13 protein-coding genes are annotated in these 13,954 nt (G+C 34.5%); 10 read left to right on the top strand and 3 right to left on the bottom strand.

Features of this window, described 5'->3' with window-relative positions; translation table 11 throughout:
• Positions 1-28 precede the first annotated feature (28 nt).
• From LPC09_RS20350 to LPC09_RS20315, 8 genes are all read left to right on the top strand, one after another.
• A complete protein-coding gene (locus LPC09_RS20350; protein WP_231308163.1) occupies positions 29-469 on the top strand; it encodes a response regulator transcription factor in 441 nt (146 codons plus the stop codon).
• A 1-nt stretch (position 470) separates the two neighbouring features.
• Positions 471-1,517, top strand: a complete 1,047-nt coding sequence (locus LPC09_RS20345) for a HEAT repeat domain-containing protein (protein ID WP_231308162.1) — start codon at positions 471-473, stop codon at positions 1,515-1,517.
• A gap of 46 nt (positions 1,518-1,563) precedes the next feature.
• Positions 1,564-2,916 (top strand): glycosyltransferase family 2 protein, encoded by a 1,353-nt coding sequence (locus LPC09_RS20340; RefSeq protein ID WP_231309789.1) that lies wholly within the window; start codon positions 1,564-1,566, stop codon positions 2,914-2,916.
• Positions 2,909-6,169 carry a hypothetical protein gene (locus tag LPC09_RS20335; protein ID WP_231308161.1) on the top strand — a complete coding sequence of 1,087 codons (3,261 nt, stop codon included), beginning with the start codon at positions 2,909-2,911 and terminating at the stop codon, positions 6,167-6,169. The genes LPC09_RS20340 and LPC09_RS20335 overlap by 8 nt, the downstream gene beginning before the upstream one ends.
• An 81-nt stretch (positions 6,170-6,250) precedes the next feature.
• A complete protein-coding gene (locus tag LPC09_RS20330) occupies positions 6,251-6,616 on the top strand; it encodes a response regulator transcription factor (protein ID WP_121663248.1) in 366 nt (121 codons plus the stop codon).
• The gene (locus LPC09_RS20325; protein WP_231308160.1) at positions 6,603-9,494 is read left to right on the top strand and encodes an ATP-binding protein; all 2,892 of its coding nucleotides are present in this window, start codon (positions 6,603-6,605) and stop codon (positions 9,492-9,494) included. Before LPC09_RS20330 ends, LPC09_RS20325 begins: the two co-directional genes overlap by 14 nt.
• Before the next feature lie 634 nt (positions 9,495-10,128).
• Positions 10,129-10,527, top strand: coding sequence for a secondary thiamine-phosphate synthase enzyme YjbQ (locus LPC09_RS20320; protein WP_121663246.1), 399 nt, complete (start codon positions 10,129-10,131; stop codon positions 10,525-10,527).
• A 122-nt stretch (positions 10,528-10,649) separates the two neighbouring features.
• Positions 10,650-10,895, top strand: coding sequence for a DUF2651 family protein (locus LPC09_RS20315; RefSeq protein WP_231308159.1), 246 nt, complete (start codon positions 10,650-10,652; stop codon positions 10,893-10,895).
• 49 nt (positions 10,896-10,944) lie between these two features.
• Here the strand turns inward: LPC09_RS20315 and LPC09_RS20310 are convergent, their stop codons facing one another.
• Both LPC09_RS20310 and LPC09_RS20305 read right to left on the bottom strand, forming a co-directional pair.
• Positions 10,945-11,760 carry a protein-glutamine gamma-glutamyltransferase gene (locus LPC09_RS20310; protein WP_231308158.1) on the bottom strand — a complete coding sequence of 272 codons (816 nt, stop codon included), beginning with the start codon at positions 11,758-11,760 and terminating at the stop codon, positions 10,945-10,947.
• A 137-nt stretch (positions 11,761-11,897) separates the two neighbouring features.
• Positions 11,898-12,695: an MBL fold metallo-hydrolase gene (locus LPC09_RS20305; RefSeq protein ID WP_231309788.1), complete on the bottom strand. Its 798-nt coding sequence runs from the start codon at positions 12,693-12,695 to the stop codon at positions 11,898-11,900.
• A gap of 182 nt (positions 12,696-12,877) precedes the next feature.
• On the opposite strand from LPC09_RS20305, the gene LPC09_RS20300 reads away from it, so the two are divergent.
• Complete coding sequence (locus LPC09_RS20300) at positions 12,878-13,183, top strand: antibiotic biosynthesis monooxygenase family protein (RefSeq protein ID WP_121663243.1); 306 nt, start codon at positions 12,878-12,880, stop codon at positions 13,181-13,183.
• The gene (locus LPC09_RS20295; RefSeq protein WP_231308157.1) at positions 13,180-13,548 is read left to right on the top strand and encodes a hypothetical protein; all 369 of its coding nucleotides are present in this window, start codon (positions 13,180-13,182) and stop codon (positions 13,546-13,548) included. The genes LPC09_RS20300 and LPC09_RS20295 overlap by 4 nt, the downstream gene beginning before the upstream one ends.
• 23 nt (positions 13,549-13,571) lie before the next feature.
• Here the strand turns inward: LPC09_RS20295 and LPC09_RS20290 are convergent, their stop codons facing one another.
• On the bottom strand, positions 13,572-13,808 hold the full coding sequence (locus LPC09_RS20290; RefSeq protein WP_121663241.1) for a hypothetical protein: 237 nt from the start codon (positions 13,806-13,808) through the stop codon (positions 13,572-13,574).
• Positions 13,809-13,954: the final 146 nt, after the last annotated feature.

The raw sequence follows: 13,954 nt of genomic DNA, 5'->3' as shown, positions 1-13,954 counted from the left end.
CGAGGCGAAACAGGCTGGTAGAAATCAGGTGAAAGTGGCTGCTGTAAATAATGTTAAATATACTAAGAAACCAATTCACATTGGAATTATTGATGATGACCCAATTATTCGCACAATGCTTGAGGACTTAATCAGTAAAAGTAAGTTTACAGATGGATTTACACTTGATATTAAAACCTTTAAAGATGGTATGGAGTTTATGGAAGCAGGGTGGCATCTTAACAACAAAGATCCATATTTACTCATACTTGATGGCATGATGCCGAGAATGGATGGATTGGAAGTATTACAGAAATTAAGAAGTCTTCAATATCAGGAAAGATTTACAGTGATGATGCTAACATCCCGAAAAAGTGAACATGACATCTTTAGAGCCTTACAGCTTGGGGCCGATGATTATATAACAAAGCCGTTTAAATTATTAGAGCTTGAAACCCGATTAGGTCACTTAATTAAGAGGATGAAGTAATATGTTTGAGATAAGTTTAGTAGTGCTTTTTATTTTATTTCTGGCAATGTTTTTTATCTTAATTAGTTTGTTTACGTATTTGCTTATTATAAAGCATTTTCATAATCAAAAAAGGAAAAAAATTGACGATCTTAAAGAAACATATCGCTTAGATATGTTTCATTTTCTACAATCGGGTAAAGAAGGGAGTTTACAACCTGATAAAACAGAAGAGAAATTTATCGCACTAATTGAATTGCTTAATGAATATTCTAATGTACTTGATAGTGAGGATGTAAAAGGAAAAATAAGCGGATTTGCAAATAAGCACTTAACAAATTATATAAAAAGTGAACTAAAGCAGCGGAGATGGAGCCTAAGAATGAACGCTCTATACTCTATTGAGGATTTTTATATGAATCACTTTGTAGGTGAGCTACATAAATTATATGCTAAAAAAAATGTAACACGTACTGAAAAATTTCAGATGTTAAATCTTTTTGCTAAATTTCATGATGATCAGATTGTTTATTATTTAAAGAATGTTGATCCAGCTATTTCAAATTTCACGCTATTATCTATTTTATCTCTCTTGAAAGAAGAGCACTTTAATGAACTAGCAGATGACTTTGGTGCATTATCAAAACAAATGCAATACATGATAATTGAAACGATCGGGAAAAAGCAATATTTACATTATATTAACCTAATTCAAAAATTACTTGAAAATAGTGATGAAGAGTTAAGAATTAGAGCTTTAAAGGCATTTGCTAACACAGGGGCACCAATAGACGAAGCTATATTAAGTAAGTTCTTTGAGTCAACAAGCTGGCAAGTTCGAATGATGGCGGCAAAAGTTGCTGGTGTTAGAAGACTAAGTCCATTTAAAGATCGGTTAGTTTCATTATTATCTGATCGTGAATATGTTGTTCGTTCTGAGGCAGCCAAAGCAATTTTACAGTTTAAGGGTGGGGTAGATCTATTACGAAAAGTCGTATCAGAATCCAATGATGGTTTTGCAAAGGATATGGCCCTTGAATGGCTTGGAAAGGAGGGCGTTGAATATTAATTGGTCTAGTTTTTTGGTAGTTGGTAGTTGGTTTATCTTTATCTACATGATCATCATTATTGTTGTGTATGGAGCAATGCTTGTTATTTCCCTACTCAATATACGTAAAAATTATGAGTTAGATGAGGTCGAACCTTATGAAGAATTGCTTCAATCTGAATTTACAAAGCCTGTCTCCATTCTTGTCCCTGCCTACAATGAATCTGCGGGTATTTATGGGAGTATTCGCTCCTTAATAAGTATTGAGTACCCTGAATATGAAATTATTATTATTAACGATGGTTCAAAAGACGATACTCTTGAAAAGCTAATAGATCGTTTTAATATGGTGAAAATCAATCGAGTAATTAGAAAACAGTTGAATACAAAAGAAGTCAAAGGCGTTTACCAATCTACGATTTATCCTTATATGTATGTCATCGATAAGGAAAATGGAGGAAAAGCAGATGCGTTAAACGCAGGAATTAATCTTTCAAAATATCCTTATTTTTGCTCCTTAGATGGCGATTCCATTATTGAAAGAAATGCTTTCTTGAAGGTGTTGAAGCCAATTATTGAATCAGATGACGAGGTCATAGCCTCAGGTGGTAGTGTTAGAATCGCTAATGGTTGTAAAATACAGAATGGTGAGCTTACAAAGATAGATCTTCCAAAAAAACCACTTGTCGTTATGCAAATTGTTGAGTATTTACGAGCGTTTTTAACCGGTAGAGTAGGGTTAAGTGAAAATAATTTATTACTCATCGTATCAGGTGCATTTGGCGTTTTTTCAAAGAAGTGGGTTATTGAAGCAGGTGGCTATGCTCACACTGTTGGAGAGGATATGGAGCTTGTAGTTAGGCTTCATCGATTAATTAAAGAAAAGAAAGAAAACAAAAAGATTATCTATGTACCTGACCCGGTTTGTTGGACTGAGGCTCCGGAATCCATAAAATATTTAAGACGTCAAAGAAAAAGATGGCACAAAGGCTTATTCGATAGTTTATGGAAGCATCGAAAATTAATGTTTAATCCAAAGTACGGCTCAATTGGCATGTTTTCTATGCCATATTTCTTTTTTGTTGAGTTTTTAGGTCCGTTCATTGAATTAATAGGATACATAATCCTAATACTTTCTATTTTTGCAGGAAGTATCTATTTAGAATATGCTATTATCTTCTTTCTACTCTCATTAATATACGGTTCTATCTATTCTATGGCTTCAGTTTTATTAGAGGAATGGAGTATGGAAAGATATCCTAAAGTGAAGCATTTTGTGATCTTATTTCTTGTATCTATAACAGAAACGTTTTGGTACCGCCCTTTAACAGTTATTTGGAGAGTAGAGGGAATGCTTGAAATGCTTATAGGGAAAAAAGGCTGGGGAGAAATGGTTAGAAAAGGTGTGTCAAATGAATAAAAAAAATGTACTGATTATCATAGGACTATTTTTACTACTTGTTTTATTCTCGTCTCCTTTTTGGTTATGGCAATTAAAAGCAAGTGAAAATGTTAATGTATTGATTATTGATAAAACGGTACCTGATCAATCTTATCGGGAACATAAAGGGTTAGTTTGGTTACTGAATCACTTGAAATTGATTAAGGATGGCGGTGATGAATACAAGGCACAAAATGATTATGTTGGATTTGTGCCAAGTAATGAGCCACCTAAATTTGATACGAGAGAACTTCCGGACGATTTATCTCCTTACGATGTGTTGTATTTAGCTGATGGATACGGTGTGTATAAAGAAGAATATCTTGAGGGGAATCAAGAAGGGAATCGTTCAGAGTTATTGTACGGTGGGATGACAATTGAAGAGGTTAGAGCATTATCTGCGTCTCTTATTGAAAATGAGCAAACACTTATTGCTGAATTTAATACGTTTGGATCCCCAACGGAAGAGAAGGTTCGTCAGGAGTTTTATAATCTCTTAAACATAGATTGGACTGGCTGGATGGGGCGGTATTTTAATGAATTGAGCAATGCTGAAGTGCCTAGTTGGGTGAAAAAGAACTATGAAGCCCAATATGGAAAACCTTTTAAATATACGGGAAACGGTTTTGTTTTTGTAAACGAAGAAGATCAAGTGGTTGTTTTGACGAACAAAGATACATTTGATGACCATGCCTTATTTACACTTACAGATGCAGGTTTGTCTAACTTTGATATGGATAGAACCATTCAATATAACTATTGGTTTGATATAGTAAATGCGCGTAGTGAGGAAGAGGTTCAAGCTACGTTTGATTTACCATTAACACAAAGTGGTCAACAAAAGTTAAAGGAATTTAATATACCAACAAAATTCCCAGCTGTTATTCACCATAATAATCAAATGTATGATAGCTATTATTTTGCAGGTGATTTTGTTGATCAGGAGAAAGTACCAAGTATTTATCAAATGAGTGGTTTGTCGATGTGGCAAAAGCTGTTTTCTTTTGAGCAAAAGGGAAGAACAGATACATTCTTTTGGAAGGCTTACGTACCAATGATGACGACCATTTTAACAGAAAAAGAGAAAGCAGCTGTTAGTCAAAATGCAAAAGTTGAACCAGAGGTTTTGACAAAAGAAGGAATGAAACTAACTGGTGCTGCTTCTAACGACTACCTACAAGTTTATCAAAACGGTGCCTGGGAAGATGTCCTAATTAAAGGTGTGAATATGGGGATCGCCAAACCGGGGACCTTCCCTGGAGAAACAGGCATAACAAAACAAGAATATGCAAGATGGTTTGATCAGATAAGTGAAATGAATGCTAATGCTTTACGTGTTTATACAATACATCCACCAGCGTTTTATCAGGCATTATATGAGCATAACATTAACCGTGAAGATCCTCTTTATCTCTTTCACGGTGTATGGGTAAATGAAGATGTGTTTTTTGATGACGAAGCAGGAAGAACAGCGTATGATCCGGAAGTATTGGATGATTTTAAGGCGGAAATTCAGCGAACAGTCGATATTATTCATGGAAATGCCGACATTGAAGAAAGAACAGGTCATGCTAGTGGAAAATATGTTCATGATCTATCTCCGTATCTTCTAGGGTGGATTATTGGAGTTGAGTGGGATCCTGATAGTGTAATTAGAACAAATGAAAAATATCCTACTAAATCTAGTTATAACGGAAAGTATATGATGACTGAAAATGCCTCTCCATTTGAAGTGTGGCTCGCTGAAATGATGGATTATACAGCATCATATGAAGCGGAAAACTATCAATGGCAGCATCCAATGAGTTTTGCAAACTGGGTGACAACTGATTTGCTTACACATCCTGCTGAGCCTGATGAGGATGAAGATAAGGTATCCATTAATCCAAATAAAATAAAAGCTAAGGACGAGTTTTATTCGGGTTTGTTTGCCTCTTATCATATTTACCCTTATTATCCTGAATTTCTAAATTATGAGGAGAAATATGTTAACTTTATTGATCATCGTGGGGAAAAGAATAACTATGCTGGATATTTAAATGATATGAGACAATATCATGACATGCCAGTGGTGGTTGCTGAGTATGGAATTCCGGCTTCACGAGGGTTATCTCATGAAAATGTCCATGGCTATGACCAAGGACATCATTCTGAACAAGAACAAGGTCAATTTCTATCGAGTCTATATGAAGATATTGTTGAACAAAATATGGCAGGAGGACTTGTTTTCTCATGGCAGGATGAGTGGTTTAAACGAACATGGAACACGATGGAATATGATAATTCAGATCGTCGACCATATTGGGATAATATTCAAACGAATGAGCAGCATTTTGGACTGTTAAGCTTTGAGCCTGATACGCAAGAAACACAGCTACAAATTGATGGTGACACTTCTGATTGGAAGGCTAGAAATGCAGAACCGGTTGCTCAGAGTAATGAAGAAGAGGCAATTAAAAATGTTTTCATGTCTAGTGATGAACGAGGTTTATTCATAAGAATTGATTATGATCAAACAAAATGGAATCCAGAAGAATATAATACGTCGATTTTGTTAAATACGATAAAAAACCAAGGGCAATCGACCATTCCTAATGTGAAACGTGTTAATGAAGAAGGTATTGATTTTGTTGTAGAGATAAATGGTGAGGATCAATCAAGAGTGCTAGTGGATAGCTACTATGATACATTCTATTATCAATATGGAAAAGTGCTTAATATGATTGAAACAAAAGATTATGCGAATAAAAAAAATAATGGAATCTATCACCCAATACGCTTAACACTAAACAAAGAATTGACGATAAATAAAGAAGAAGGACAAATGACCGTTCCTTTTTCATCATATGAGACAGGAAAATTAACATATGGTGTAGGCAACCCACAAAAGGAGAACTCAACTTCCCTTGCGGATTTTTATATAAAGGATGGAACTTTAGAACTTCGTCTTCCTTGGTTAATGATTAATGTGAAAGATCCAAGTCAAAAAGAAATTATGGGCGATGTATGGTCAGAAAAAGGAATAGCTAGCTCAGAAATAATCCAATCTCTTTTTGCAAAGGTTGTTGTCACAAATAAAGATCAGGAACCTGTACAGATGGTACCTTCTTTAGAAGGTGATTGGATCCAATATTCTTGGGATAATTGGGATGAACCAACATATCATGAGCGCTTGAAGAAGTCTTATAATTATCTGCAGGAAACATTTAAAAAAATCAATATTAACGAATAATCAAAAATGAAAATCTCAGACCTGTGAAATTTCTACAGGTCTGAGATTTTTAAAAGAAAGCGATGTAGGGAGTTAAATAATATGTCAAAAATATTACTTGCAGAAGATGAAGAAGTATTGCGAATGCTCGTTGTTGATACTCTTGAAGATGAAGGGTATTCAATTGATGAGGCTTGTGATGGGCAAGAGGCGTATGATCTCATTAAGCAGAATGAGTATGATTTAATTCTGCTTGATTATATGATGCCTGTTTATACCGGTTTAGAATTAATTGAATTGATACGAAAGGAAAACATACAAACAAAAATCATGATGCTAAGTGCAAAGAGTCAGGCAACTGACCAGCAAAAGGTACTTGAAGCGGGAGCTAATTATTTTATGTCAAAGCCTTTTAGCCCAATACAGCTTGTTGAAAGAATTGAGGAGATATTAGGTGAAGCTCGATAAATATTTAAAAACAAGTTTGGCTAGACAATATGGTGTTTTGACTTTCACAATTATTTTTGTCTTTAGCCTTTTAGTAGCGGCTTTGATGATTTATGAAAACTCCATTTTGGATAACTTTGATAATGAAAGTAGAAAATTGGAAGTAAAAGAAACAATTGTATCAGACCTAGATTACTCTTTTAATTTAGCCATTTCAGAAATGAGAGCCTATTTCGCTTATAAAGGTGAACAAACTTATTATAATAAGGTTCAAGAACAAAGGGATATAGTTGATGAAAAAATATCAGAACTAGAAAATGTTGCTGATACAGAAGAAGATGTACTATTTATCCAACAAACAAAGGACTTTTACGACTATTATTTTGAAGATGTAATACCTCGCTCTAAGAGTTTATATGATAATAATCAGCCAGAAGAAGTTTATCAAATAGCTGTAAACCAAAATGGTTCAGATACGATTCGAACCTATCAAAATAATATTAAAAAATATACAGATAATCTTGAAGGTCTCCTTACTATTCTGAAAGATGAGCAAAGAAAAAAAATTACAATTAATCAAATATTGTTTGGTGTATTCCTATTATTATTAGTTATTGGTATGGTTGTTTTTGTTCGAAAAATGCTGAACAATATCGGTGCTCCCTTAAATAAGCTAACCCTTGCTGCAGGTCAGATAACAGATGGGGAACCTATTTTATTTACTGATTCGTCCAATAGACGAGATGAATTAGGGCTTCTCTCTTCTGCTTTTGAGAAAATGACAAAGAGTATACAAGATAAGGAACAAGACCTGAGTGCACAAAATGAGGAGTTACTTGCTCAGCAGGATGAATTGCAAGCACAGCAGACAGAGCTTGAAGAAGCTTTAGAGGTTGCTCAGAATAGAGAGATGGATCTTAAGAGACGAAATGATCTTGTAAAAGGTATTGCAAATACGCTAGATAAACAAAGAGTATTGGATAGTATTGTGCAAACAATGTGCGAGGTAATAGGGGCTGATAAAGGAATTGTTGTTGTGATGAATCGCACATATCAACATGCTAGTATTGGTCTCTCATCAAAAGGTGTAGAGAAGTTTATTCATAACATAAATTCTGGTGAGATTGAGAAGTTAAAGGAGCTTAGAAAACCTTATACAATAAAACGAGAGTGTGATGAGGAAGAAACAGGATTCCATCTTGTTAAATCCTATTGTTACGACCTGTATATGCCTGTGCTATCATCTTCAGGTGAGATAGAGGCTATTATGGTCTACTCCAGATATTCTACATCCTACAAAGAGGATGAATTAGTAGAATATGACGGACTTAGCAAACAGATTGCAATTTCTCTAGATAAAATTCATATTTTTGAACAATCTGAGGAAGAACGCTTATTAACACAAGATATTTTAGATACAATTAATGAAGGAATTCAGCTTATTGATGTAAAGGGTAAAGTGATACAGGTTAATCAAAAAATATGTGATATTATTGAATGTCACCGAGATACTCTTGTTGAAGATTCATATGAAAAATGGCTTTCTAAGCTAGCAAATTCGGTTGAAAATAAACAAGAATTAAAACAATTTTTTGATTCAATTCTCATAGACGGTAAAACAGATCAGTCTTCTTTTATCTATCATCAACATAGTCCTACTAATCGTGTGGTTCAAGTATATTGTGAACCGCTGACTAGAGCAGGTGAAAAATTTGGAACAGTTATTGTCCACCGTGATATCACTAAGGAATATGAAGTTGATGTGATGAAGTCTGAGTTTGTTAGCACGGTAAGCCATGAACTTAGAACACCTCTAGCAAGTGTTCTTGGCTTTACAGAACTTATGCTGAATAAGGAGTTAAAGCCTGAACGACAAAGAAAATATTTAACAACCATTTACCAAGAAGCGAAGCGATTGACAGCTTTAATTAATGATTTCTTGGATGTTCAACGAATGGAAGCCGGAAAACAAACTTATGACAAAAAGTACGATGATCTCGTTCCACTTATCATGAATATTGTTGAAACCTATCAAGTGAATAATCCTTCTCACATGATAAATTGTGATATTCAGACAAGTAATACGATGGTATTAGGAGATAAAGATAAGATTGGCCAAGTATTTAATAATCTGATAAGCAATGCGATTAAATATTCTCCAGATGGAGGAGACATCTTTATCAATGTATTTGAAGAAGGACCTAATTTAAACGTTTCTGTAAAAGATCAAGGTCTTGGTATTCCAGAAGATGCGATTCATAAATTGTTCACAAAATTTTATCGAGTAGATAATTCTGATAGAAGAAGAATCGGTGGAACAGGACTAGGTTTAGCTATTGTAAAAGAAATCATGAAAGCCCATGAAGGTGATGTTTTCGTACAATCTGTATTAAAAGAAGGTAGTACTTTTACTGTTAGCTTCCCATTAGTTATTGGGGGAAATCTTAAAGTTGATAAGCCTCATGAACCGGAAAACAAAGGCAAAGTGAATGTCATTATTGTTGAAGATGATAACAGTCTTGCAAATCTTCTTCAAACAGAATTAGAGGAAAGTCATTTTTATGTAAAAATCTACAGCAACGGAGAAGAGGCATTAGCAGCAATAAAAGAAGAAAAGCCCGATGCTATTGTCCTTGATATCATGTTAGAGGAAAAAGGGCTTGATGGTTGGGATATTATTAAGGAATTAAAAGCAATAGATGAATTTAAGTCAATTCCAATCTTTATTTCAACGGCTCTAGATGAAAAAGAAAAAGGCTTGGCTCTTGGAGCTAACGAATACCTAATAAAACCTTATCAACCAAGCAAACTGTCAAAGTTGATTCTTCAGACCTTGCTCAAAAAGGACTGGAGTGGTCAAATCCTCATTCCTAGCGAAAATGGAGATTACAATAAATAAATGAAAAAACTAGTCTATAAATTAACGGATTCGGTTTCCTAATACAAAAACTAAATTAGCACACCAAGAAGCAGTCCTATTCGCAACTGAATAAGACTGCTTCTTTTTTGTTGATTTATATGGGTTTATTAAATGGACGGTAAATATGCTCTGAATTTCGAACCACTTTTAACATGGAGACATAAAGTTTTGCCTGCAAGAAATTCTCATTGGTATTCCAGTTCAATTGGTGAGCTAAAAAAGATATGTATCTACCAGGGGGATGTCTGAGTGACGGATTAATTGAGTAACCGGTAGTTTCAATAAGCGGAGTTCTTCCGGTTAAACTGAAGAATAGAACTCGGTTGAGGGATATAAGCGGAGTTTTTCCGGTTAAGTAAAGTAAAATGGTCCATTTTCATCTTTTTCGATTAAATAGGCGGAATCTTTCCGTCTATTTAATCTATTTTTTGTGCTATTTCCTCAATAAGAGGAGTTTCTCCGCTTATCTTAGTAGCTTATTTCCTGGCAATTCTTGAAGAGTTGAAAATCACTTTTATGAGTGCTTATCTTGGTATAAAAATGATTGGAATGTTTAAGAGACTGCTTTAAACGGTATATACTAGTGTTAATAGCGATAGAAAGGAGACTTTTTATGTTAAAGAAACACACGCTAGAAACTCATAAACGGGATGAAATGATTGAAGTCACTCATTTAGTTCAATCTTTCATAAATGATCAGAATATGGACGAGGGTGCGGTTTTGGTATATTGTCCACATACAACTGCTGGCATTACGATCAATGAAAATGCCGACCCTGATGTTAAAACTGATATGTTGCGACGCTTTGATGAAGTTTACCCATGGAAGCTTGTCAAAGATTTACACGGAGAAGGTAACACGGCAGCACATATGAAAGCGAGCACTGTTGGCAGCTCGCAAACAATAATCGTTACAAATGGAAGATTATTACTAGGAACATGGCAAGGAATTTACTTCTGTGAATTTGATGGCCCAAGACAACGTGATGTTTATTTTAAGATCATTAGATAAGTGTGAAAGTTTAATGAAATATGTTGGTTGTGGAAATAATAAGCTCCACCCTAAAATGGTTTCTTTTATTTGTTTTATGGTAAAATGAGAAAACATAAAGCACATACCGTTTGAGGTGAAGTATGGAATTTCAGCTTATCTTTTTGGTTTTCCCAGTCATCGTACTTACCATTTCAATAGTTGGTTACATTGTGACGAAAAAAACCTATGTTACACCAGCCATTTTATTTGTCCTCTTTACCTTTTTAATGCTCCTTCTATTCAATGAATCCTTTTTCATTTGGGTGCTACTATACACACTACTTTCTGTTATTGTGACAATGATTATGTACTTATTCGATAGAATAAAAAGGAAGAGAACTGAATAAATGTAAATAAAAGGCAATCGGTCGTTCCCGATTGCCTTTTATTATTAGATTAATGATAAAAAGTGGCACTGCCTAATTTACTAACGATTGTTTTTGCAGCAAGAAAAGTTGGAATCTGAGCTCTAGTATTAGAGAATTGATAAAGATACCGGTTATCTAATCTGGTAACTTGTGATAGAAGATACGCAGACTCCGTTGCATAAGCTTTTCTTCTCTTATTTAAGGATTCAATGATTCCATCTGCTGTTTTTATTCCGATACCATGACCGAAATAAAGGTCATTACCTAAATCAATTACATTTTCTCCTCGCCATTGTGGCGTTTTGGGATTAAATTGAGGATTATCAAAATACAAGCAATCTCCTGGTAAGTAATCATTTCCCCGTCTCGTATAAATTGGCAAATCATTATCTGATTGCCAGTCGCGAAGGTAAATGCCCTGATAAATACGGTTGAATTGAGCGTTATTAATGGAATCTAAAACAGCTTTATAAAAGATGATCACCATCGCAGTAGCACATTCAAATCCATACTCTACACCATTCTGGAAAATATCGTTAATGGCATCAGCCGGATTAATTCCTTGCTTTAGTTTAAATCCACCTTGCTCTGTTAAATGCCAAAAACGTTCATTACAGTGAGCACGTTCAAACGTCGTAAATTTAGCCTTACTAGCTAATAAGTCGCGAGCAGCCTGGATGGTTGCATATCGTATTTGAAGTGTGAATTGAAAATGTTGCCTATTCATAAAAGAATAGGTTTCTTGATAACGATCCATTTTGTCGATCATTTCAATTTGTTCTGCCTTAAAAGCGGAGGATTTTAATTCGTTTCCATTCACTTCTCTGTTTCCTATGATAATCATGATGTCCCCTCCTTAATTTGTCATCATTTAAGTGTATGGTGAAAATTATGAGGTTAGAAATACATTATCAAGATTTTGTCGTGAAATCAGGCCATAAAAAAACGCAATAGCAGGAAACGCTAATGCGTTATAGACATTTATTTCTTATTTTCAGGTACTTCAGTTTCAGCAAACGTATCAACAAGTTTTTTTAAATTTGTTGTTAATTCATCATCAGCTATTGGAAGACCATGGCCTGATATAGCGATAGAAGGATTAACGGACTGTAGTTTTTTTACCGATTCTTCAGCAGCTTTCCAATCTGTTGTAAAGTATGCAGGTGGACCATGCATTTCTTGTTTTTGGGTCATCACGTCGTATAAGGATTCTTGTTCAACTGTTGTAAAAGCATCTCCGACAATTAGAGCTCGATCGGATTCTCTGAACAAAGAAATGTGACCAGGCGTATGTCCAGGTGTATGGATGAACCTCCAGTCTGCTAAAGAAGGAATAAAACCCTCCTCATTTAGCTGTTCAAGATTTGAGCTAACATCTATACTATGTCTTGGAAACATCGGTGACATTTTAGCAACCAGTCCTTCAGCCTCTTGGTTTGGTGGTGGATAGTCACTTCTTCCAGACAAATAAGGTGCTTCTAAAGGATGGGCATATACCGGAACATCCCATTTATTTAATAATTCTTTTAACGCTCCTACATGGTCAAAATGTCCATGCGTTAAAACGATACTAGTAGGTTTGCAGCCCTCCCCGAATCGCTTTTCAGCTTCAGATATAATGAGCTCGTGTGATCCAGGCATTCCTGCATCAACTAAGACAAATTCATTAGACTTCTTAGGATCTCCAATAAATACGACATTTACGATTTGAACAGATAAACAAAAAACATCTGGTACTACTTCAATTCCCATTCCACTAGTAACCGAAGTCATTGGCATTTTTTTCACTTTCTAACCCCCACTGTTTCAAATTCTATGATAGTATTTCAAAAAAAAAGAGAGAGTATGATATAGAGATACAATTTTCATTAAAAGGTAGGATAGTTTCCAGGTGGACCTATCTTCATCTATAATAGTGAAGGAAAGCATCATACACTATCTACGCGGGGAGAGAGTTTTACATGTATATTGTTCATTCAACCTTTAATGTCCCAATAGAGAAGGTGGAAGAGGTTATAGGAATATATCAGACACGTTCTAAACTTGTCGATACATATGAGGGGTTTGAATCGTTTCAGTTATTACAAAACGAAGTAAAACCTAATGAATTAACCGTTCAAATTAATTGGAAAACAAAGCAAGATTATTTAAATTGGGTAACAAGTGATGCTTACAAAAAAGTACATGAACTTGAGAAAAATTACCCTGATCAAGAACTTGCATCTATTAAACCAATTGTTCAAAGATATGAAGTGGTGGCAGAATGAAGCAGGAAGTCATTGCCTCTATGATTGATGAGATTGTTGAAGGAATATATGAAGCCTATCCAATTTTAGAAGAAAAATATGGAGAACTAGGTAGAAAAAAATGTGTTGAAGATAATTATCATCATTTTAAGCATTTAGATACGGCCTTTTCTCTTAATGAGGAAAAGTTGTTTATTGACTATGCACTTTGGCTAAATAATATTTTAACTTCACGTGGAATGAAGGAAGATCATTTGATTGATAATTTTGAAAGAATCATCAAAGTATTACATAATGAACAAACAGAGGAAGCAGAGAAATATAAGATGTATCTAAAGTCTGTAATCGTAACATTAAAGAGTGAGAAACAGAGGAAGGGGCAATAGTTGCTCCTTCTTTTTGTATTGGACTACCTTTTTGGTGTTAAAACAATTTTCCTTTCACCTTCACCTTTACTTTTAAGCTTGTAAACAATTCCGAGAAAAAGCGGAGCAAGAGAGGTGACATATAAAAATGACCAATCCTGAAAAACAAGATAATCTACGAAATAACCAACACAAAGTAAACCAAAAATAATAAAGAAAAGCAACGAAATGTGTTGGTATTCTTTATAAATGAATCGTCTACGTCCTATGAAAGATCTCATCTATACCTCTCCTTTTATTTTACTCCTATGTTTCCCTTTATTGGTAACTATATGCTAAATATAACTTGTTAGATGTTATGAATGATTTTTTTTAGAAAGAATAAGCATTATTTATTGACAGAAGAAGATAAAAAAATTATAGTTAA

The organism is Metabacillus sp. B2-18 (assembly GCF_021117275.1).
GTDB lineage: Bacteria > Bacillota > Bacilli > Bacillales > Bacillaceae > Metabacillus.
Note: the sequence above shows the minus strand (reverse complement) of the source record. Positions and strands in the feature narration are given on the sequence as shown.

What these genes read in the sequence shown, in the direction of transcription:
- LPC09_RS20295 (WP_231308157.1), top strand. Translation starts at nt 13,180, where the DNA reads ATGAAGCAGGAAGTCATTGCCTCTATGATTGATGAGATTGTTGAAGGA.
- LPC09_RS20345 (WP_231308162.1), top strand. Translation starts at nt 471, where the DNA reads ATGTTTGAGATAAGTTTAGTAGTGCTTTTTATTTTATTTCTGGCAATG.
- LPC09_RS20310 (WP_231308158.1), bottom strand. Translation starts at nt 11,760, where the DNA reads ATGATTATCATAGGAAACAGAGAAGTGAATGGAAACGAATTAAAATCC.
- LPC09_RS20320 (WP_121663246.1), top strand. Translation starts at nt 10,129, where the DNA reads ATGTTAAAGAAACACACGCTAGAAACTCATAAACGGGATGAAATGATT.
- LPC09_RS20290 (WP_121663241.1), bottom strand. Translation starts at nt 13,808, where the DNA reads ATGAGATCTTTCATAGGACGTAGACGATTCATTTATAAAGAATACCAA.
- LPC09_RS20340 (WP_231309789.1), top strand. Translation starts at nt 1,564, where the DNA reads ATGATCATCATTATTGTTGTGTATGGAGCAATGCTTGTTATTTCCCTA.
- LPC09_RS20330 (WP_121663248.1), top strand. Translation starts at nt 6,251, where the DNA reads ATGTCAAAAATATTACTTGCAGAAGATGAAGAAGTATTGCGAATGCTC.
- LPC09_RS20335 (WP_231308161.1), top strand. Translation starts at nt 2,909, where the DNA reads ATGAATAAAAAAAATGTACTGATTATCATAGGACTATTTTTACTACTT.
- LPC09_RS20315 (WP_231308159.1), top strand. Translation starts at nt 10,650, where the DNA reads ATGGAATTTCAGCTTATCTTTTTGGTTTTCCCAGTCATCGTACTTACC.
- LPC09_RS20300 (WP_121663243.1), top strand. Translation starts at nt 12,878, where the DNA reads ATGTATATTGTTCATTCAACCTTTAATGTCCCAATAGAGAAGGTGGAA.
- LPC09_RS20305 (WP_231309788.1), bottom strand. Translation starts at nt 12,695, where the DNA reads ATGCCAATGACTTCGGTTACTAGTGGAATGGGAATTGAAGTAGTACCA.